General features: G+C 42.7%; 15 protein-coding genes. 1 reads left to right on the forward strand and 14 read right to left on the reverse strand.

The window, feature by feature from the left end:
- Positions 1–277 precede the first annotated feature (277 nt).
- The 10 genes from FTT88_RS13705 to FTT88_RS13750 form a co-directional block, all read right to left on the reverse strand.
- Positions 278–1,699 (reverse strand): FAD-dependent oxidoreductase, encoded by a 1,422-nt coding sequence (locus tag FTT88_RS13705; RefSeq protein ID WP_078189374.1) that lies wholly within the window; start codon positions 1,697–1,699, stop codon positions 278–280.
- Between the two features lie 69 nt (positions 1,700–1,768).
- Positions 1,769–6,244: a glutamate synthase large subunit gene (gltB, locus tag FTT88_RS13710; protein ID WP_180064906.1), complete on the reverse strand. Its 4,476-nt coding sequence runs from the start codon at positions 6,242–6,244 to the stop codon at positions 1,769–1,771.
- A 446-nt stretch (positions 6,245–6,690) separates the two neighbouring features.
- A complete protein-coding gene (locus tag FTT88_RS13715) occupies positions 6,691–7,530 on the reverse strand; it encodes a hypothetical protein (RefSeq protein WP_180064857.1) in 840 nt (279 codons plus the stop codon).
- Positions 7,531–7,537: 7 nt separating this feature from the next.
- Positions 7,538–8,620, reverse strand: coding sequence for a 3-dehydroquinate synthase (gene aroB, locus FTT88_RS13720; RefSeq protein ID WP_180064858.1), 1,083 nt, complete (start codon positions 8,618–8,620; stop codon positions 7,538–7,540).
- A 14-nt stretch (positions 8,621–8,634) separates the two neighbouring features.
- The gene (gene aroK, locus FTT88_RS13725) at positions 8,635–9,180 is read right to left on the reverse strand and encodes a shikimate kinase AroK (protein ID WP_180064859.1); all 546 of its coding nucleotides are present in this window, start codon (positions 9,178–9,180) and stop codon (positions 8,635–8,637) included.
- 36 nt (positions 9,181–9,216) lie between these two features.
- The gene (gene pilQ / locus FTT88_RS13730; protein WP_180064860.1) at positions 9,217–11,319 is read right to left on the reverse strand and encodes a type IV pilus secretin PilQ; all 2,103 of its coding nucleotides are present in this window, start codon (positions 11,317–11,319) and stop codon (positions 9,217–9,219) included.
- A gap of 17 nt (positions 11,320–11,336) precedes the next feature.
- On the reverse strand, positions 11,337–11,864 hold the full coding sequence (locus FTT88_RS13735) for a pilus assembly protein PilP (protein WP_180064861.1): 528 nt from the start codon (positions 11,862–11,864) through the stop codon (positions 11,337–11,339).
- Entirely contained in the window at positions 11,861–12,577 is a 717-nt protein-coding gene (locus FTT88_RS13740; RefSeq protein WP_180064862.1) for a type 4a pilus biogenesis protein PilO, read from the reverse strand. Before FTT88_RS13740 ends, FTT88_RS13735 begins: the two co-directional genes overlap by 4 nt.
- Positions 12,574–13,260: a PilN domain-containing protein gene (locus FTT88_RS13745; protein WP_078189382.1), complete on the reverse strand. Its 687-nt coding sequence runs from the start codon at positions 13,258–13,260 to the stop codon at positions 12,574–12,576. Before FTT88_RS13745 ends, FTT88_RS13740 begins: the two co-directional genes overlap by 4 nt.
- The gene (locus tag FTT88_RS13750) at positions 13,260–14,318 is read right to left on the reverse strand and encodes a pilus assembly protein PilM (RefSeq protein WP_078189383.1); all 1,059 of its coding nucleotides are present in this window, start codon (positions 14,316–14,318) and stop codon (positions 13,260–13,262) included. The genes FTT88_RS13745 and FTT88_RS13750 overlap by 1 nt, the downstream gene beginning before the upstream one ends.
- Before the next feature lie 165 nt (positions 14,319–14,483).
- Between FTT88_RS13750 and ponA the strand changes: the two genes are divergently transcribed.
- Positions 14,484–17,024 carry a penicillin-binding protein PBP1a gene (gene ponA, locus FTT88_RS13755; RefSeq protein WP_180174020.1) on the forward strand — a complete coding sequence of 847 codons (2,541 nt, stop codon included), beginning with the start codon at positions 14,484–14,486 and terminating at the stop codon, positions 17,022–17,024.
- 53 nt (positions 17,025–17,077) lie between these two features.
- Here ponA and FTT88_RS13760 read toward each other — a convergent pair whose 3' ends face one another.
- The 4 genes from FTT88_RS13760 to FTT88_RS13775 all read right to left on the reverse strand — a co-directional run bounded on the left by FTT88_RS13760 (position 17,078) and on the right by FTT88_RS13775 (position 21,991).
- On the reverse strand, positions 17,078–17,881 hold the full coding sequence (locus FTT88_RS13760) for a putative RNA methyltransferase (protein WP_180021660.1): 804 nt from the start codon (positions 17,879–17,881) through the stop codon (positions 17,078–17,080).
- A gap of 76 nt (positions 17,882–17,957) precedes the next feature.
- Positions 17,958–19,076 (reverse strand): phospho-N-acetylmuramoyl-pentapeptide-transferase, encoded by a 1,119-nt coding sequence (mraY, locus tag FTT88_RS13765; protein WP_078189386.1) that lies wholly within the window; start codon positions 19,074–19,076, stop codon positions 17,958–17,960.
- Positions 19,076–20,485, reverse strand: a complete 1,410-nt coding sequence (gene murF / locus FTT88_RS13770; RefSeq protein ID WP_180174021.1) for a UDP-N-acetylmuramoyl-tripeptide--D-alanyl-D-alanine ligase — start codon at positions 20,483–20,485, stop codon at positions 19,076–19,078. The genes mraY and murF overlap by 1 nt, the downstream gene beginning before the upstream one ends.
- Positions 20,486–20,494: 9 nt before the next feature.
- Complete coding sequence (locus FTT88_RS13775; RefSeq protein ID WP_180174022.1) at positions 20,495–21,991, reverse strand: UDP-N-acetylmuramoyl-L-alanyl-D-glutamate--2,6-diaminopimelate ligase; 1,497 nt, start codon at positions 21,989–21,991, stop codon at positions 20,495–20,497.
- Positions 21,992–21,994: the final 3 nt, after the last annotated feature.

Genomic DNA, 21,994 nt, shown 5'->3' on the forward strand with positions numbered 1-21,994 from the left:
GTCCAGATTTAAATCCAATAGAAAATATGTGGTCACGAGTCAAGGCGATTCGAACTAAGTTTAGAGTTAAAGATATTGATAAATTATTTAAAGATTACTGTAATGATTTATTTGGTATTTAGCTATAATTCACCATTCTAAAGTGCTGTCTGACAACTTTTCAGCGTATTTATCTGCAAAATCTATTCACGTGTCATTTGAGGTAAATTCCAAAAAATAAAAACCCGCCGAAGCGGGTTTTCGAATGAATCCAGTTCAATCACTGGCATGTCATAACTTAAACATCTAAGTAATCAAGAATACCTTCGGCAGCTTGGCGACCTTCCCAGATTGCGGTTACCACAAGGTCAGATCCACGTACCATATCACCGCCGGCGAAAATTTTCGGATTCGATGTTTGGAACTTAAATTCTTGCTGTTCAGCAGCAATGACGCGGCCTGAACCATCCATACTGATGTTTGATGTTGTAAACCAATCTGCAGGGCTGGTACGGAAACCGAAGGCAAGCAATACCGCATCTGCTGGTAAAATTTCTTCTGAACCCGGAACTGGCTCAGGGCTACGACGACCGCGACTATCAGGTGCGCCAAGCTGTGTAGTCACAACTTTAACACCCGTCACTTTGCCATTTTCACCCACAATTTCAATCGGCTGACGATTAAATTGGAAATCCACACCTTCTTCACGTGCATTTTTCACTTCACGACGTGAACCCGGCATGTTTTCTTCGTCACGACGGTAGGCACAAACAACGGATTCGGCACCTTGACGGATCGAGGTACGGTTACAGTCCATCGCAGTATCACCACCACCCAGAACAATCACTTTTTTGCCTTCCATGCTGATGTATTCAGATGGATCTTTTTCCCAACCTTGGGTACGGTTGACATTGGCAATCAAGAAATCTAGTGCATCATGAACACCAACAAGGTCTTCACCCGCGAAACCGCCCTTCATGTAGGTATAGGTTCCCATACCCATGAATACAGCGTCGTAATCAGCCAATAGCTGATCTATCGTCACATCTGTACCAATTTCGGTATTTAGACGGAATTCAACACCCATGCCCGAGAAAATCTCACGGCGACGTTTCATTACGTCTTTTTCCATTTTGAATTCTGGAATACCAAATGTCAGCAAACCACCAATTTCAGGACGCTTGTCAAATACGACTGGCTTCACACCATTACGTACAAGAATATCGGCACAGCCAAGGCCAGCAGGACCTGCACCAATAATCGCAACTTTTTTGTCTGTCCACTTAACGTGTGACATATCTGGACGCCAGCCCAATGCAAAGGCTGTATCGTTAATGTATTTTTCAGCATTACCAATGGTGACTGCACCAAAGCCGTCATTTAGCGTACATGCGCCTTCACATAAACGGTCTTGTGGGCACACACGACCACAAACTTCAGGCAAGGTGTTGGTTTGATGACACAATTCAGCCGCTTGGAAAATGCGACCTTCTGCAATTAGTTTTAACCAGTTTGGAATGTAGTTATGTACTGGACATTTCCATTCACAATATGGGTTACCGCAACCTAAGCAGCGGTGCGTTTGGTTTTTTGCAACTTCAGCTGTAAACGGTTTATAGATTTCCACAAATTCTGCTTTGCGGACAACTAGATCTTTTTTCTCTGGATCTTGGCGTGCTACATCCAGGAACTGAAAGTCATTATTTAGGCGCTCTGCCATGTCTCTCTCCGTGGGTAGGTGTAAGCATGTTTGGACTTACACCTGCCTATCAAATCTGCAGTAGTGGAATTATTGTGGATCAGCTTGAGTTGTTTTCAACAAAGTCTGCAAATTAGCAGCTTTTGGTTTCACAAGCCAGAATTTGCGGCTATAGAAGTCAAACTCGTTGCGGATCTTATACGCCCAAGCACTACCTGTTTCTTTAATATGTTCATCTAAGATACGGCACAAGAACTCTTTATGTTCTTCCATCGACTCTGTAGAGATACGGTTCAATTCAATCAGTTCGTGGTTGTAATGGTCTACAAAGTCATTATCAAGGTCGAGCACGTAAGCGAAACCGCCTGTCATACCCGCACCAAAGTTATGACCCACTTTACCCAATACAGTCACGATACCACCTGTCATGTATTCACAGCAGTGGTCGCCTGCACCTTCAATCACGGCAAACGCACCTGAGTTACGTACAGCAAAACGCTCGCCTGCTGTACCTGCAGCAAACAATTTACCGCCTGTTGCACCATATAAACAGGTGTTACCAATGATCGCAGTGTTTTGCGTTTGGAACGGTGAACCTTTCGGTGGGAAGATCGAGATACGACCACCTGCCATGCCTTTACCGACGTAGTCATTCGCATCACCTTCAAGGCTAATATGCAGACCACCTGCGTTCCATACACCTAAAGACTGACCAGCTGTACCATTCAGATTCACCTTAACTGGATGTGCTTCCATGCTCAGGTTGCCATAGCGTTTTGCAATTTCACCCGAAATACGCGCGCCAATTGAACGGTCACAGTTACCAATAGTGAAACCGTATTCACCGCCTGTACCTGCTTCAATCGCCGGCAGCATTTCCGCCACCATTTTTTCAGCCAAGAGACCTTTATCAAATGGTGCATTGCCTTGTACTTCACAGTACTGAGCTTTGCCTTCAGCCGCAGGATGCGATTGAAGCAATGCGCTCAAATCAAGGTGTGCATGTTTTTCAGTTTCACCTGGAAGCATTTCCAGTAAATCTGTACGGCCAATCAAATCTTTCAGACTTGATACGCCTAGCGCTGCTAACCATTCACGTGTTTCTTCCGCAATAAAGTGGAAGAAATTGATCAGCATTTCAGGCTCACCGATATAGTGTTCCTGACGTAAATGATCTTGCTGTGTTGCAACACCGGTCGCACAGTTGTTTAAATGGCAAATACGCAGGTATTTACAACCCAATGCGATCATCGGTGTAGAACCAAAACCGAAACTTTCAGCCCCAAGAATCGCTGCTTTCACAACGTCTAGACCTGTTTTCAAGCCACCATCAGTTTGTACACGGACTTTGCCACGCAGGTCATTCACACGAAGCGCCTGATGCGCCTCAGATAGACCAAGTTCCCATGGAGAACCTGCATGGTGAATTGAAGAAAGTGGAGAAGCCGCTGTACCGCCGTCATAACCAGAAATGGTAATGAAGTCTGCGTATGCTTTTGCTACACCTGCCGCAATCGTACCGACACCCGGCTCAGAAACCAGCTTAACGGACACCATCGCCTGTGGGTTAACCTGTTTTAAATCGAAAATTAACTGTGATAAATCTTCGATTGAGTAGATGTCGTGATGCGGCGGCGGAGAAATTAATGTCACACCCGGTACTGAGTAACGTAAACGTGCAATTAAGCCATTCACTTTACCGCCCGGCAACTGACCACCTTCACCTGGTTTTGCACCCTGAGCCACTTTAATTTGAAGGACTTCTGCAGAAGTTAGATATGCAGGGGTCACACCAAAACGGCCAGATGCAATTTGTTTGATTTTCGAGTTACGGATAGTGCCGTAACGCGCTGGGTCTTCGCCGCCCTCACCTGAGTTCGAGCGACCACCAATGGTATTCATTGCGATTGCAATAGCTTCGTGTGCTTCAGGTGACAAAGCACCTAAAGACATCCCAGCCGAGTCAAAACGTGGCAGAATTTCTTCAACGGATTCAACTTGATCGAGTGCAATCGATTGATCTGTTTTCAGCTTAAATAAGTCACGAATCGTCGCGATTGGACGGTTATTCACTAGCTCTGCGTATTCTTTAAAGTCCGCATAATTACCAGAACGCACAGATTTATGCAGTGCATTGATCACGTCTGGGTTAAATGCGTGATATTCCTTACCGAATACAAATTTCAGCATACCGCCTTGATCGATTGGCTTACGTGATTTCCACGCCAAATCTGCCAATTTTTTCAAGTCATTTTCTAGATCAGAGAATGTTGCGCCTTTAATACGGCTCGGTACACCAGTAAAGCATTTTGCAACCACTTCATCAGAGAGGCCGACCGCTTCAAACAACTGACCGCCACGGTAAGAGGCAACAGTAGAAATACCCATCTTAGAAAGGACTTTCAATAAGCCTTTTTCAATGCCTTTACGGAAGTTCGCTTGCGCATGGATTGGGTCACCCAACAACTCACCTTTGGCGATCAAGTCATTGATCACGTCATAAGCTAGGTACGGATAAATCGCAGTTGCACCAAAACCAAGAATCACCGCAAACTGATGTGCATCACGCGCCAAACCAGTTTCCACAATGATGTTGGCATCTGTACGTAGACCCACATTGATTAAATAGTGGTGAACCGCGCCTGTTGCCATTAATGCATTTGCAGGTAAGAAGCCTTGACGGATTTTCTTATCAGACAATACAAGTAATGTCTTTCCATCGCGAATCGCTTGCGCAGATTCTTCACAAATACGTGCGATGGCAGCTTCTAAGCCTTCATCTTCTACATAGTTCAGGTCGATATCTGCAATCTCGTAACCTTTACGACCAAGGGTACGGATTTGATGCATTTTCGAATTTGACAGTACTGGGCTTGAAATGATCAGACGATCTGCATGCTCTGGACCTTGTTCAAATACATTTTGTTCACGGCCGAGGCATGTCTCTAACGACATTACGATCGATTCACGCAATGGATCGATTGGCGGATTCGTAACCTGAGCGAACTGCTGACGGAAGTAGTCAGACACATGGCGCACCTGACGAGACAATACTGCCATTGGCGTATCGTCACCCATTGAGCCCACGGCTTCCTGACCGCTTTCAGCGATTGGACGAAGCAATTGGTCACGTTCTTCAAATGTCACCATGAACATTTTTTGTGAAGCTTTCAGGTCATCACCTTTTAAGCCTTGATCACATAAATATTCTTCTAGCTCTGGACTACCTTGCACACGTACTGAGTTTTCACGTAACCACTGACGGTACGGACGCATACGTTTGAGGTGATTACTCACATCTTGAGTATCGAGCATTTTGCCGGTAAAGGTATCGATCACCAAGATTTGACCCGGACCGACACGACCTTTAGATACAACGTCTTCTGGTTCATAACCCCAAACACCAATTTCGGATGCCAAAGTAATGTAACCATTTTTGGTAATCACCCAACGTGCTGGACGTAAACCATTACGGTCAAGCATACAAATCGCATGACGACCATCTTGAATTACCAGACCTGCTGGACCATCCCAAGCTTCCATATGTTTTGAGTTGAATTCATAGAATGCACGTAAATCCGCATCTAAAGTTTCAACGTTTTGCCAAGCTGGTGGAACCAACATGCGCAGCGCACGGAACAAATCCATACCGCCACCAACAAGGATTTCCAGCATATTGTCTAAGCTTGAAGAATCCGAACCTGTACGGTTTACAATTGGATTCAGCTCAGTTAAACCCGGCAATAATGGGTTTTCAAATTTTGGTGTACGCGCCATCGCCCAGTTACGGTTTGCGGTAATGGTGTTAATTTCACCATTGTGCGCCAAGTAACGGAACGGCTGTGCCAAAGGCCAACGCGGCAAGGTATTGGTTGAGAAGCGCTGATGGAATACCACGATGTGTGACTTTAAACGCTCATCAGCAAGATCGGTATAGAAGTCAGCAATGGCTGCTGGCATCATCAAACCTTTATAGCTGATCACAGTTGAGCATAAAGTGGTTACATAGAAGTATGGGTCAGCAGTCAGTTGTTGTTCTGCACGACGACGTGCCATCACCAACTTACGGTTGAATTCAACCTCTGAAACACCCATTGGGCAATTCACGATAATTTGTTCAAAGGCAGGCAATGACTGCATCGCGATTGAACCCAATGCATCGTTATTGGTTGGCACAACACGCCAAGCGATGACTTTACAGCCTTCGTCTTCGATTTCTTTGGTTAAAATTTGTTTTGCATGTGCGGCTAATGCAGGGTCTAGATTTAGAAATACCGTACCCACAGCAAAGATTTCACTCAATGTAATGTCACTGAGTTTTTTCGCTTCTTCACGGAAAAATTCTTTGGGCATAGCAAGGAGTAGACCACAACCGTCACCGGTTTTGCCATCTGCGGCAATACCACCACGGTGGGTCATACAACTTAAACTATGCATTGCGGTTTTGACGAGATCATGGCTTGCATCACCCTGCATATGGGCGATTAAACCGAAACCACAGTTATCTTTAAACTCATCCGGTTGGTATAAACCTTGAGCGGGAGCTACAGTATTAGGCGATGGCATGTGCATAGCGTACCCTTCTTTTCTTTACAGCTCTTTCGAGCACTTAACAAACTAATTTCTTGTTGCGATTCGTCTTAACTTACTCACATGAATTGTTCTGTCGAGCAAAATTATTTCTTATTCACACCCTTAAGATAAACCGAATTCATCTTTGATGCATGAATAAAAAGTCAAATTTTCTGCTTTTGCAGTTCAGATCAGGGATAACGACTGGATTAATGACTTCGCACTTTTATCGAATCATTTTCGCGCCAAAACAGGGAGAAAAGTTCAATTTACGCACCAATTAAGCAATTTATATGCCAACTTGATGCATTTTCTCCTAAGATGGCTGATTACAAGCATTTTTTAGTTATAACAAATAATTCAAATTGTTCTTTTTTTATTTTATGCACTTTTTCTGTGCAGTTTAAGCTTTCCCTAAGACGTCTTGCGCTATTTTAGAACTAATTAAAAGGATCGGTTACTTCTTGTTCTACCGGTGCAGGTTTTGGACGTGGTGCATCTACACTACTTTGTGATTTTTGCACATCAATCACATTTCCTTCAGCATCTCGACGTGTCACCGTAGTACTTGTCGTTGCATTAGTTGGTGTTGTTACCGTCGTTGCAGCCGCTGCTTTTCGTGCGGCGATTTGAGCTTCATCAATTTTCGGTAAAGGTACAGATTTTAATTTAACAGCATATAACTTTTGACTCGACGACATTTCTTCCGTGCCTAAGTCATTCACATATGCTTGATATTGTTTAAATTCAACAACCTCAGGTTTGATTGAAGCAGGCATAGCGATGTTGAGGCTCGACATTGCAGCTTTGGCATCATTTTGCGACGAATATGGTCCTGTTAAAATGACGTATTGCTCAGGATGGTCTTCACCAGAAAGACGTAGATAAATAAATTTGTGACGCTCAGGCTGCTTACGTAAGAAGCTTTTTAAAATATCTTCTTCAGAAACCCGAAATAATTCAACACCATAAAGCTTGGCAGAGTCATTAATAAATTTAGTGCCGCGAAATTCTGGCTCATGTTGAGCTGTAGCAACCACACGGGTCGTCATATCAAGTGGACGTACTTCTTCATTTAATGCACCAAGATGGGACATTGCTGCCACTTTCTCTGGCTGAATTTGCAAATCCACTTCGGTTTCAGCTTGCTTTTCAACTTCAACCAATTCTTTGGTATCTGTAATCGCCCAGAAAACCAATGCAGCGAACAGACACACAGCTCCACCCACCAACCATGCGTAGTGATGAACTTTTTGCCATTGAGACTGCCGCGCTGCCATGATGTACCTACTCTGCCTGATTTGTCAAAATTGCCTGTTTCATTAACTCAACATCAAACTCTTTGGTGATGATGGCCTGACCTAATGATTTCAGTAAAATAAGTCGTAATTGCCCATTCAATACTTTTTTATCATGAGACATATACGCCAAAAAATCCTCTAGCGGAATTTTAGGGCAAACTATCGGTAATTGTGCACGTAAAATGATTTTTTTTGTACGCTCTAAATCTTCAACTGTGATCCAGCCCATGCGCTGCGATAAATCAGCTGCCATCACCATCCCTGTTGCAACTGCTTCACCATGCAGCCAGACACCATAGCCCAGATAAGACTCAATCGCATGACCAAAAGTATGACCCAAGTTCAGTAATGCACGTTCACCTTGTTCTTTTTCATCATTCGCGACAATCCGGGCTTTATGCGCACATGAACGGTAAACTGCCTCAGCCAATAATGTGGCATCGCCTGCAACTAAAGCGTCCATATGCTGTTCAAGCCAAGTTAAAAACTCTACATCGCCTAAAAGTGCATATTTAATCACTTCGGCTAAACCAGCAGAAAGTTCACGTGGAGGTAAGGTTTTTAACTGTGCCATATCCGCCAATACCACTTGGGGTTGTTGGAAAGCGCCAATCATATTTTTACCTAGTGGGTGGTTAATCCCTGTTTTCCCTCCAACGCTCGAATCCACTTGTGAGAGTAAAGTCGTTGGAACTTGAATAAAATACACACCGCGCTGGAAACATGCCGATGCAAAACCGGCCATATCTCCAATCACTCCCCCCCCCAAGGCAAGTACGGTGCAATCTCGGTTAAAACCTGATTCAAGCAACGCATCAAAAATTAGATTTAAGTGTTCACTGTTTTTGAATTTTTCACCATCGGGCAAAATACATGTCGCAACGGTTTTACCCAAACCCTCAATAGCACGTACATAATGCTGTAAATACAAAGGTGCGACTGTTGTATTTGATACGATCATCACCTGCTTACCGTGAATATAAGGTTCAAGTAAGCTTTCTGGGTTTAAATCACTGCCAATAAAAATGGGGTAACGACGTTCACCAAGTTCAACATGTAAGGTTTGCATGAATTTAACCTTTTCTAACGAGATATATTTTGTGAAACAATTAAATTAAAAATTTTTTGCGCAAGATCTCGCGCGGCACCTTGATTGGTTTCAATAATATAGTGCGCGACTTCACGATAAAGTGGATCACGTACAGCCAATAAATCTCGAAGCTTCTGTTCAGGATTTTCGACTTGAAGAAGTGGACGATTTTTGTCGCGGTAGGTTCGTTGTAACTGAATTTCCACCGGAGTATACAGATAAACAACAATACCCCGTTGTTTTAAAAATTCACGATTGGGAGCCTGAGTGACCGCACCACCACCAGTGGCAAGCACCAGCTGCTTTTTTGCAGTTAACTCATCAATTACATTCGTTTCACGACTTCGAAAACCAACTTCCCCTTCTTTTTCAAAAATCCAAGGAATCGTTGCACCTGTTTTACGTTCTATTTCATGATCACTGTCAAGAAATTCACGTCCTAACAACTCTGCTAAATGTCGTCCTACAGTTGTTTTTCCTGCCCCCATTGGCCCTACCAAATAAATATTTGGTAGGGTTTCAAACTCTTTGCTTGGCAAGGAGTCACCTATTTCTTTTGTTAAATTGAAAATATATTAATGATTTCTGGTAACACTGTCATTAACAATTCGTGGTGTAACAAAAATCAGGAGTTCTGTCTGTGCACTAGTTTTCACATTATTTTTAAATAAGTTTCCAACAACTGGCAAATCTCCTAAAAAAGGGACTTTGGTATACTGGTTTTGTTGAATGTCATCAAAAATACCACCAAGGACTACTGTTTCACCATCACCGACTAAAACATTAGTCTCAAGTTTATTGGTATTAATTAAATAGCCAGCTGCTGTTAATCGACCAACAGTATCCTTGTTAACTTTTAGATCCATTTGTACTTTCCCATCAGGTGTAATACTTGGAGTCACTTCCAGTTTCAGATTCGCATCAACAAAACTCGTTGTCGTACCGCCCTCAGCACTCCAGCTTTGATAAGGAATTTGATCTCCCCTCAAAATTGTTGCTTTTTGCTTATCTCCCGTTAAAACTTTAGGCGCTGCTAAAACTTCACCATGACCATCCGTTTGTAAAGCTGTAAGTTGTAGATCAAGCATAAAATCTGAAATTTTAAGCAACCCAAAACTAAAGTTTCCTGCCGATGCCGTCCCCAAATCTACCGCTAAATCCAACTTTGGAGAATAATCTCCCCCCCAAACATTTGATCCATTAGCACCCGCACTTAAACTTGGATTATTACGCTGTATACCCCAATTAACACCAAGCTCTCTCGAGAACTCTGTTTGAGCAGTCACAATTCTTGTTTCAACCATAACCTGCTTCACAGCAACATCTAATAGATCAATCATCTTACGAACTTTATCAATATTCTCAGATGTATCATTAACAATAAGTGTATTTGTCCTATTATCAGAAACAACACTACCTCTTGGGCTCAGTACACTTTCTAATGCAAGTGATGTACCTCCTGCTGTACCATTTGACTCTGCCCCTTTTCCATCTCGGGAATCTTCTAATAATTTTAAAATATCTGAAGATTTCGCATAACTCAGTTGAATATATTCCGTTTGAATTGGTGCTAATTTTATTCGCTGTGCAATTGCTTTCGCTTCATCATCTTCCGCTTTAATCAGCTCAGAAACTGGTGCAATCCAAATCACATTACCGTTACGACGTTTATCCAAGTTTTTGGTTTTTAACACAATATCCAATGCTTGATCCCAAGGCACATCTTTTAAACGCAGGGTAATATTGCCTTGGACGGTATCAGCCGCAACCATATTGATTTCAGTAAAATCTGCCAATAACTGCAAGACACGACGAACTTCAATATCCTGAAAATCTAAAGAGATTTTTTTACCCGTGTAATGATTGGCTGCTTTTGGACGTAATGGATTTTTATCTTCTGGACGCTTCAGACTAACCGTCAACTTATTGTCCGATTGATACGCCATGTACTCATAGCTGCCTGAAGATTGAATGGTAATAGTCCCATTACCGCCATCATTATGTGCATCTACGGTTGATACAGGCGTTGCAAAGTCATTCACATTTAAACGGCGTGTCAAATGTGTAGGAATTTTATTTCCTAATGTACGAATAACAATTTTACTGCCTTGTTGTTGCACATCAATAGGGGTATTTCCACCCAGTAAATCAACAACCACTTGGCCTTCACCATTCGACCCACGATGGAAACCAATATTTGAAATCCCTTGTTGCTGACGCTGAGCAACTGGTTCAGCAACACTCGCAGCTTGTGCTGAATTGATTTTTAAAATAAAGGTATTGCCTTCAACACGTGTGGTAAATGCACCTGCATTGGCCAAGTTTACAGTCAAACGTGCACGCTGTGCATCTGAAGTTACATCCACTGAACTTGCTTCAGCGGTTGCGACAGCAATTGAACTTTGCTTTAAATTTTGCTGTGCTTTATCAAAATCCAACACCAAACGTGAAGGTTGATCCAACTGGTATGCCTGTGGTTGTGGTGGTAAACCATTAAACATCACCCGAATTTCAGTTCCCTGACCTGGAATCTGCATCGGCACAATATTGGTTACACTGACCTGTGCACTGGCAACTTGCATCATCGCCATTGCAACAGCACCCATCGAAAACTGACGAAACACCTGCTTCATTGTATTGCCATCCCCAAAAATAAAATCTTGTACAGTATTTTTCATTTTTTATTCCTTTAAGCTTATGGCGCTGGCCCAATTAAAATGAGACTTCTCGGACGTTCGACATACCCTTCTCGACCATCTGGAATAATCTCAATCAAATCAATTTGTGTCGGGGTAATATTGACCACACGACCATGATTCAGCCCCATATAACTGCCACGTTGAATACGCTCAACCTCACCATCTGGTGTTTGAATTAAGGCCAAAGTCTGACCTGATTGATTACGCATGCTGCCTTTCATATTTAAGGTTTCAAGGGCATAGCTTTCCAAAGGTTGTGGCTGACGATTCAAGTTCGGATAAACGCGTTTACCCGCCATAATTTTCAGTTCTGCCGCGAGTGAGCTTGGTAAAAACGGACTCTTTAATGAATGCGCAGCATAATTAAAGGTCTCAACCGGTACAAAATCTGGCGCTGGCTCAATCGCCATCGGTTCCTGATTTCGAATATTGGCCATTTCCTGATTTACGACATCAATACGTGATTCACAACCTGCTAACAACATTACTGCAACAACAGAAAGTACCAATTTATTCATTTTCATTTTGGAGCCTCCCCTGTACTAGCTGCAGCTGTATCAGCAGCTTCAGTATTTCCAACATAGCGATATGTTTTGGCATTCAACACATAGTCAACTTTTGGAATATCTGAATTTTTTTCTTTATTTGCTGTCGCAATAATTGTGAAATTATGCAAAGTCACAATACGCGATAAACCGGCGATACCACTGACAAATGAACCAAAGGCATGATAATCCCCTGTTGCCTCAATACTGATCGGCTGTTCAATAAAGAATTCTTGTTTCACTTCTGGTTCAAGTCGAATAATTTTAAATTTCAACCCTGAATTCACACCAGTCAGGTTAATGTCTTCAACCAAGCCCGGAATTTCAGTTTCTTTCGGTAATTGTTCCAATTGCTGATTAAAACGCGCTTCCATATCTTGCAATTGCATTTCATATTGCTTCAAGTTACGCAGTTTTGAATCTTTTTCACGAAATTCATTTAATAAATTTTGTTCTTGCGCATTGGCATTGGAAATTGCATCAATCTTATTTTTAATCGCTAAAAAATAGCCCAAAATCGCCACAAGAATAATAATAAAGATCCAACAGGTGATTTTGACCGACAATGGCCAACTGCCATAGTTATTTGGATCTAAGGTATTAAACTGCTGCATGAACTTTTCAAGTGTCATTTTCTTTTTAGGCACGACGACAGCATCTTGATTCAATTGTTCAAATTCATCACGACTCATTTTGCAGCCTCCGGAGTTGGTGTTGCTGCAGTTTGTGCGTCAGATGTTTGCGCCGATGAAGCTGACTGTCCTGCATTTGCTGCTGGATCATTAATGGTCGGCTGCGCAATTTGCTCCAAATCAGCAGTCACAGTAAATGCACCATAAGATTCTTCTACGCGAGGAACCACTGACGTCGGCGCTTTGTCTTTTTTCTCTTCAGCCACAAGGAATGAGCTCATGAAGGCATTACGATACCAAGGTGATGCTTCCAAATTACGCAGTAAATCTGCAACAGTATTTGGACTTTCCGCACGCCCTTCGATCATAAATTTGTCGCCATTACGCTCAAATTTTGTGATGTACATATTGGCAGGTGTCACACGAACCAATTCATCTACAAGATGTACCGCGATTGGACGTTGACCTTGTAAGCCTTGAATCAGCTTCATGCGTTCAATAATGGCATTACGTTGTTCTTGCAAACCATCTAAAGACTTTAATTGAACATCTAAATTTTGGTTATGACTGATAATCAATTGGTTCGCTTGTTCTTGATCTTTTAATTTGTGATCAAAGTACAACCATGTTAAACCAACCCCAATTACCCCAATTAAGAAAGCCCCAATACAAAGTGCAATAAATTCTTTTTTTCGTTTCTCTCTTAGCTCATCACGCCAAGGGAGCAAGTTAATTTTTGCCATTAATCAAAACTCCTCAATGCTAGACCGCATGCCACCATGAGTGATGAGGCATCATTTTCAATTTTTTTAATATCAATTTGAGGTGAAAAACCCATTTGTAAGAATGGATTGGCAATCGTGACGCGGTAACCCAATTTTTGTTGAAGTAGTTTTGCAAGCCCCGGAATATTGGCATTCCCCCCTGCCAATAAAATATGGTCAATTTCGTTGAACTGTGAAGATGAGAAGAAGAACTGTAAAGAACGCGCTGCTTGTTGAACGACTGCTTCTAAGAAGGGTTCTAAGACTTCAACATCATAATCATCTGGCAAGGCACGTGTTTTTTTCGCACGACCCGCTTCTTCGAAAGACAATGCATAGCGATTTTGAATTTCCTGTGTCAACTGCTTGCCACCAAACACTTGCTCACGGGTATAAATCACTTTGTTATTCTGCATAACAGATAAGGTCGTCATACTATGACCAATATCTAAAATACCCACGGTATTTACACCCATTGGCAAAGTATCTGAGAAAACTTTAAATGCATTTTCAATTGCAAAGCTTTCTACATCGCCAATTTTTGGTGTCAGACCCGCAAGCTGAATGACTTCCGCACGCGCTTCAACATTTTCAATACGCGTAGCGACAAGTAAAACATTGACACGATTTGGATTAGATAGACGATCCGGCAAGACCTCAAAATCAAGGCTCGCTTCATCCAATGGGAAAGGAATATATTGCTCAGCATCATCACGAATCTGAATTTCACGTTCATCATCGTTCATATCTGCGTCCATTTCGATGATTTTTGTAATCACCATCGATGTTGGAACCGCTAAAGCTGCATTAGTGGTCTGCGTATTGGCCAAATTAATTGCGCGCTCTAAACAGTCACCGACAGCTTCCGGATTCAATATGTTCTTTTCAACAACACTTCCTTCTGGTAATGGGACCAAAGCATAGCTTTCTACCCAATACCGCCCACTCTTTACAGAAAGTTCCAAAACCTTAACAGAAGTCGAACTAATATCTACTCCTATTAACCCCTTATTTGGCTTACGATATAACCTGAGCACAATATAATTCCTATTATTTTTTTATCCCCAAAAAAATTAACCCACTAATTAGCATTGGTCTATAATTTTATACAGATACAATAACTCATCTAACAATCCGTATATCGAAAGGATATACTGACCACCAATTAGTTTGCCATTAGCTCTTATTAAAACTTACTTGTTATGAAAAAGCTATCTTGTTCAGGCCTTGTTCATCCATTTTTTTTGGCCATTATTATTATTTTGGTCGCAATTCCAATGGGTTTCTATGGCATGTATCTCTATATTGCCCCGTCTTTGCCTGAAATGTCCATCTTAAAAAAGGCTCCATTATTAAAACCCTTGCAAGTTTATAGTGCTGATAATGAGCTGATTGCAGAATATGGTGGCAAACTTTCGGTTCCTGTAGAGTACGACCAAATCCCGTCTCATTTCATTCATGGCTTTTTAGCTGCGGAAGATTCTTCGTTTTTTGAGCACAGCGGAATTAGTTTCAAAGGATTGGGACGTGCTGTCAGTGAAAGTATTACGGGTTCAGATGTGCAAACCGGTGGTTCAACCATTACCATGCAGGTTGCAAAAAACTATTATCTGACTCCAGAACGTACTTTAAAACGTAAACTGACTGAAGTTTTCCTTGCTCGAAAAATTGAACAGAATCTAAGCAAAGAAGAAATTTTAACGCTGTATGTCAACAAAATCTTTTTGGGCAAAAATGCTTACGGGATCGCTGCAGCTGCAAAAATTTATTATAACAAGAGCTTGCAAGATTTGAGTTTGGCTCAAATGGCAATGATTTCAGGCTTACCCAAAGCACCATCAAAATATAATCCTGTAGCCAACCCAAAACGTGCTTTAGAGCGTCGTAATTGGATTTTAGGACGTATGTTGCAATTGGGGTATATCAATCAATCTGAATATCAAAAAGCGATTGCTGAACCGATTAATCTCGATATGCCTGACCGCGGGGTCAGCAACAAATTCCCCTACGTCGGGGAAATGGTTCGCTCTGAGCTCGTAGAAAAGTTTGGCGAACAAGCGACAGATTCTGGCTATAAAGTCTATACCACCATCAACAGCCAACGCCAAGCCTATGCTGAGCAAGCTGTGCAAGATGGTCTTGAAGCTTACGATAGACGACATGGTTGGCGTGGTGCAGAAGCACATGATGAGCCATTAAAAAACTTTATTCCATATGCTAACACTTATCCTGCCCAAGTCACTAAAGTCAACAACACCAGTATCGAAGTGTTGATGCAAGATGGCAGTAGTGTGACTGTTCCATGGTCAGGTCTGTCTTGGGCACGTCCCTATCGCAATGCCAATAGTGTAGGCAATGCGCCAAGCAAAGCCTCACAAATTGTTAAAGTAAAAGATATTATTCGCCTACGTCCGAATGCTGATAAAAGCTCATGGGCTTTAGTGCAAATTCCAAAAGCGCAAGGTCAATTGATCGCACTCACCCCCAATAATGGTGGCATTGAAGCCATTGTCGGTGGTTATAATTTTTATCAATCTAAATTTAACCGTGCCTTACAAGGCTGGCGTCAGCCGGGTTCAACCATTAAACCCTTTGTTTATGCTTTAGCACTTGAACGTGGCATGACTCCGTATTCCATGGTCAATGACAATCCAATTACGATTGGCAAGTGGACGCCTAAAAACTCTGACGGTCGCTATTTAGGGATGATACCTCTACGCCGTGCCCTCTATTTATCACGTAACACAGTTTCAGTACGCTTATTACAAGTCGTCGGGATTGAACGTACTCGCCAATTATTTATGGATTTTGGCTTACAAGAAAACCAAATTCCAAGTAACTACACCATTGCTTTAGGTACCCCACAGGTGTTGCCGATTCAAATGGCGACAGGTTATGCGACTTTTGCCAACGGTGGATATCGTATTCAACCCCATTTTATTAGCCGTATTGAAGATGCTTATGGCAAAGTCATTTATCAAGCCAATCCTGAATATGCATGTATTCAATGTATCAATCAAAAGGACGAAGTTGAATCTGCAGATCCGACCACGCCGGATGATGAAGTGATTGAAGTCACCAATCAGGATAACAAGCCCGCTGAATCAAAAATTTCCGATACTGAAGCAGCAAACTATAAACAAGCTCAGCGGATTTTGAAGTCAAGTTCAGCCTTTGATATGGCGAACATCTTGCGTGACGTGATCCAACACGGTACAGGTCGTGCGGCATTAAAAATTGGTCGCGGTGATTTAGGCGGTAAAACCGGTACAACCAATGATGCAAAAGACGCGTGGTTTGCTGGATTTAATGGAAAATTGGTCACTGTGGCTTGGGTCGGTTTTGACCAACCCTCTACTTTAGGTCGCCGTGAATATGGTGGTGTTGCAGCATTGCCTATTTGGTCAGATTTTATGGCGAAATCACTTAAAGGCACACCTGAAGCTTGGGTGCGTTTAGACACCCATGCCAAGAATCCAATCAACCGTAATTCGGCTAAAGCGACTCAAGGTCAACCTGAACAAGATCGTGCAGCAACGCCACCAATGGCTCAACCGCTGTATCGTCCTGCTCCTGTTGCACCGAAGCCTCAGGCTTCGCAAAATGATTTTGACGACCTTCCTGGGTCTACTGAAACCAATCTTGCACCGACTCGAACTGCGCCTCCGCCAATGCAGCCTAAACCACAAGGTGCAGAGCATAAAACGGACGCACTTGATCATCTCATCGATCAAGTTCAGTAAATACTGCATAAAAAAAGCCCTCAAACGAGGGCTTTTTTATCACTTCCAATGCATTATTTCTTTTTAAAGAGATAAATTTGATACTGCGCTTGCAACTCAAATTGTTCATTTTTTTCTAGAGCTTCTCGACGCTCAGCTTTCACTTTATAGGCATAAGGCGTCATTGCAATTAAGTTTTTGAGATCCTGCTGAGAAAGTGACATTTTCGCTTGAACCACTTGTTCACTTTCCAATTCAAAATCATTCGCCAGTTGTTCCACAAATTTATGCGGTTCATGTAGTTTTACTTCTTCAAACAGGGCTTCACGCATTGCATAAAGATGCTCTGGCGCAGGTGTGACCACCATCAAGTGCCCTTCAGGCTTTAACACACGAAGGATTTCTTCTTGAGGAATAGGACTAAATAAACTCGTACACAAGTCAATCGAATGATCTAATACAGGTAAGGTTGCCCCTGTCCCAACCACCCAAGTCACCTCTTTATTCAGTTTAGCGGCCACTTGTACTGCATTTTTAGCGATATCGACACCCACACACTGTAATACTTCAGCTTGCATCGCATTGGTGTAATAGCCTTCACCACAGCCAATATCCAACAAGTTTTCAACCCTTAATTTTTGAATCAAAGCCACTACTGCCTGTTGCAAAGGTGCATAGTGACCTGCACTTAAAAATGCTCGACGCGCCTGTACAGATTCAGGCGTATCACCCGGGTTTTTACTGTGTTTATGCTGAACCACATGTAAATTGACATAGCCTTGTTTTGCAACATCATAGCTATGATTATTTTCACAGCGCCATGTCCGCTCTGTGAGTTTCAATGCTTCACGGCATACAGGACACATCAACAGGTTCATCATTTACTCCACTAGATTTTGAAATAAAAAAACCGGCATCTGTGGGAGCAAATGCCGGTTTCGTTTATTTATTTGCTTAACGTAATTTTAAAGTCATTAGACCTAAAACTACCAGCATAATTGTAATAATCCAGAAACGAATCACCACCTGCGTTTCACGCCATCCCTTTTTCTCATAATGATGGTGCAGCGGTGCCATTAAGAATACGCGCTTATTCCGCATACGCAGCGAGCCAATTTGCAAGAAGACAGAAATAGCTTCAACCACGAAAACACCGCCCATAATGGCAAAAACGATTTCTTGACGAACCATGACTGCAATCGTACCGAGCATCGCACCTAGAGATAAGGCACCGACATCACCCATAAACACTTGAGCAGGATGTGCGTTAAACCATAAGAATGCCAAACCAGCACCGATCATTGCCGCACAGATCACGACAAGTTCAGATGCGTATTTCACATAAGGGATATGTAAATAATCGGCAAAACGAACATCACCAGCCAGATAAGCAAATACACCTAAACCTGCGGCAACCAGAACGATTGGCATAATTGCTAGGCCATCTAAACCATCGGTTAAGTTCACAGCATTAGATGCGCCGTTAATCACCAAATAAGTAAAGACAATAAAGCCAATACCGAGTGGAATAATAGACAATGGAATGCTAATTTCTTTAAAGAATGGAATCAGCAGATCCAACATATTTGAGGTATGTACTGGGTTTGCTTGCTGTGTCGCAATCACATAGAGCGCAATACCGGCGCCTAACGATGCCACAGAAGTCCAAAAGAATTTCTTCTTCGCAGGCAGACCGGCATTGTCTTTATAACGGATTTTAATCCAGTCATCGGCCCAGCCAACAGCACCAAAGATCACCATCACGCCAAGTACAATCCATACATAAGGGTTTGAAAGATCGGCCCAAAGTAAGGTTGAAATCCCAATAGATAGTAAAATCAACACACCGCCCATAGTCGGTGTGCCCATTTTTTTGGCATGATTTTCAGGTGCAAATGAACTGACTGCCTGACCATATTTGAGAGCTTGCAATTTGCGGATCATCACAGGTCCAAGCAACAGACCAATGGCCAATGCCGTTAAGACACTGAGTAGTGAACGAAGCGTTAAATAACGAACAACCTGAAACGAGCTGTGATAACCCGCAAGCTGCTCAAATAACCATAACAGCATTAAAGTTTCTCCATCAATTCAGCCATCAAAGTTTCCATGTGGGTATAACGAGAACCTTTAAACAGGAAACTCATGGACTGAGGCTGATGTGTTTTGACTAGACTAATTAATAACGGTAAAGCCTGTTCTTGAGTAAGAAAGGCCTGTAATTTTTTACCATATTGTGTACTGCGCGCGCCTTCTTGCACAGCAGGTGAAAACTCACCGACAGCAACGACAAATTGAAGACCAGCGTGTGACACAAGGTCACGTCCCAACATGTAGTGCTGCTGTGCAGCAGATGAACCTAACTCACCAATATCCCCAATGACCATGACTTTGATGCCATCTTGCTGCGCAAGTACATCAGCAGCAGCACGCATTGAGGTTGGATTTGCATTGTAAGTATCATCAATAAACAAATAATCTTTATGTTGAATAAAGTTTAGACGGCCTTTGGCACCTGTCGCATGTTCAAGCCCCACAACGATATCATCTAAACTCACACCAATCGACAACGCAAAAGCTGCGGCTGCAGTGGCATTTTGCACATTATGTTCACCAGCAAATGGCAGCTGAACAGGACGTGCACCGTGTGGCGTATTTAAGATAAAACGTGAAGATTGAGCCTGAAGCTCCGTCTCAGTCGCAAAGACATCCCCACCCTGACCAAAACTCATTAATTGTTCAGTTTGCACCGCTTGACGAATGGCATCTGTAAAATCATCTGCCGCAGGCACAATCGAAGTTCCTGTTTTCGCTATATGTGCATAAATTTCAGACTTGGCACGACAAATACCATCACGCCCACCAAATTCACCCATATGAGCAGTACCAATATTTAAAATACCGGCAACCTGAGGCTGTACCAAATTTGAGGTGTAATCAATTTCACCCTTATGACTGGCACCAAGCTCCATCACGGCATACTGATGTTCTGGACGCAACTCAAGTAACATCATCGGTACGCCAAGGTCATTATTTAAATTACCGCGCGTAATTAATGTTGGTGCAAGACGAGAAAGGATACTCCCGAGCATCTCTTTGGTTGTGGTTTTACCACTGCTTCCTGTCAAGGCAATGACTTTTAAAGCTGGGTTTTGGGCACGACGAAATGCACCCAAATGTCCAAGCGCCAAACGTGTATCTGCAACCACCAACTGATAAATATCCACATCGACCGGATGACTAACGATGGCAATTTCACAACCCTTTTCAGCCACTTGAGCAAGGAAGTCATGCGCATCAAAGCGTTCACCTTTCAGGGCAAGAAAAGCGTCACCTTGCTCTGCATGACGTGAGTCGGTCAAAATTCGTTTTACAGAACCTGTCGGCGCTTGATTGTTATGCCAGTGACCTTGTGTCGCTTGAACCAACTGCTCGGCAGTCCATGGTTCTAACGGAACCGTACTGGTCGTTGAAGTATGCATATCTGTTTCCTATTGCGCTGGATAAGCCGAGTCAGTGTTGTGATGCTGTGAATCAATCGCTGATTTCACTTCCACCACATCATCAAACCAATGTCGAACACCATCAATTTCTTGATAGTTTTCATGGCCTTTACCAGCAATCACCACAATATCACCCGCTTGCGCATGGTTGACTGCGAATTTAATCGCTTCACGGCGGTCATGGATTTCATGGACAGTTTTTCCAGTAAAATCAATACCAGCCTTCATATCTGCAAAAATTTGTTCTGGGTTTTCAGTACGTGGATTATCTGAGGTAATCAACGCAATATCTGCATGGTTTAATGCCGCTTGTGTCATCAATGGACGCTTACCACGGTCACGATCACCACCACAGCCAAACACCGCCCATAACTGTTGCGATACATGACGTTTTAAAGTCTGTAACACTTGAACTAAAGCATCTGGTGTATGTGCATAATCCACCACAAACAGGCGTTCATCATCACGAATCACTTGCATACGACCCGGTGCACCTTTTAACTCGGGCGCAGTTGCGATCAAGGCAGATAAGTCAAAACCCGCTTGCTCCGCTGAAATTAAGCTCGCCATAATATTTTCAATATTGAAGTGTCCCAATAATGGACTTTGCACCACAAATTCAGCTTGAGCAGTACGCAATTTAAATTGTGCGCCCGTTAAGCTGTATTGAATATCCGTCACTTGATAATCCGCAGCCTGACGCGTTGAATAAGTCAAAATTTTAGGCTGAGCCGGGTTTTGGCGTGCGGCATTCAGCATCACTTCTGCATGTTCATCATCGAGATTGATGACTGCAACTTTGAGCGATGGAAACTGAAACAAACGTGATTTCGCTTCAGCATAGGCTTCAAGGGTTTTATGATAATCCAAATGGTCACGACTTAAATTGCTATAAGCGGCAATTTCAATTGCACAGCCATTTAATCGACCTTGTTCTAAGCCATGCGAACTTGCCTCAATGGCAGCAAACTCTGCACCTTCAAGTGCATAGGTATGCAACGCATTTTGCATATGTAACGCATCTAAAGTGGTGTGAGAAGAGGCTTCTAAATTCGGTAAAATTCCGTTACCAGTGGTTCCCATCACTGCACATTTTTTGCCTTGCAGCATGAGTAATTCAGCGATTAAACGAGAGATCGTGGTTTTACCATTGGTACCCGTCACTGCCAAAATTCGTGCAGCTTGAGCTGGTTGAGTCGCCTGTAAATATTGCTTTTGCCACTGCCCCATCAATTGACGCACATCCGCGATCACGACACTTTGATCCAAGCCCAAATCAGTTTCTGAAATGACAGTCAACGCGCCATTCTCTAACGCTGCACGTGCAAATTGTGCTGTTTTTTCAGGTTGCGAAAACGAAGTCAGGGCAATAAATATTTGCCCTGCTGTAACTTTGCGACTATCCAGATTGAAGCCCTGAAAGGATTGCAACATCCATTCTGCGGGCTGTTCAACGGTGTATAGATCTTGAAACGTAATTTTCATTCA

Source organism: Acinetobacter sp. YH01024 (genome assembly GCF_013420195.1).
Taxonomy (GTDB): Bacteria; Pseudomonadota; Gammaproteobacteria; order Pseudomonadales; family Moraxellaceae; genus Acinetobacter; species Acinetobacter amyesii.

Bases quoted from the DNA above. Each gene is read 5' to 3' on its own strand.
- FTT88_RS13705 (WP_078189374.1), bottom strand. From the start codon at position 1,699: ATGGCAGAGCGCCTAAATAATGACTTTCAGTTCCTGGATGTAGCACGC.
- gltB (WP_180064906.1), bottom strand. From the start codon at position 6,244: ATGCCATCGCCTAATACTGTAGCTCCCGCTCAAGGTTTATACCAACCG.
- FTT88_RS13715 (WP_180064857.1), bottom strand. From the start codon at position 7,530: ATGGCAGCGCGGCAGTCTCAATGGCAAAAAGTTCATCACTACGCATGG.
- aroB (WP_180064858.1), bottom strand. From the start codon at position 8,620: ATGCAAACCTTACATGTTGAACTTGGTGAACGTCGTTACCCCATTTTT.
- pilQ (WP_180064860.1), bottom strand. From the start codon at position 11,319: ATGAAAAATACTGTACAAGATTTTATTTTTGGGGATGGCAATACAATG.
- FTT88_RS13735 (WP_180064861.1), bottom strand. From the start codon at position 11,864: ATGAAAATGAATAAATTGGTACTTTCTGTTGTTGCAGTAATGTTGTTA.
- FTT88_RS13740 (WP_180064862.1), bottom strand. From the start codon at position 12,577: ATGAGTCGTGATGAATTTGAACAATTGAATCAAGATGCTGTCGTCGTG.
- FTT88_RS13745 (WP_078189382.1), bottom strand. From the start codon at position 13,260: ATGGCAAAAATTAACTTGCTCCCTTGGCGTGATGAGCTAAGAGAGAAA.
- ponA (WP_180174020.1), top strand. From the start codon at position 14,484: ATGAAAAAGCTATCTTGTTCAGGCCTTGTTCATCCATTTTTTTTGGCC.
- FTT88_RS13760 (WP_180021660.1), bottom strand. From the start codon at position 17,881: ATGAACCTGTTGATGTGTCCTGTATGCCGTGAAGCATTGAAACTCACA.
- mraY (WP_078189386.1), bottom strand. From the start codon at position 19,076: ATGCTGTTATGGTTATTTGAGCAGCTTGCGGGTTATCACAGCTCGTTT.
- murF (WP_180174021.1), bottom strand. From the start codon at position 20,485: ATGCATACTTCAACGACCAGTACGGTTCCGTTAGAACCATGGACTGCC.
- FTT88_RS13775 (WP_180174022.1), bottom strand. From the start codon at position 21,991: ATGAAAATTACGTTTCAAGATCTATACACCGTTGAACAGCCCGCAGAA.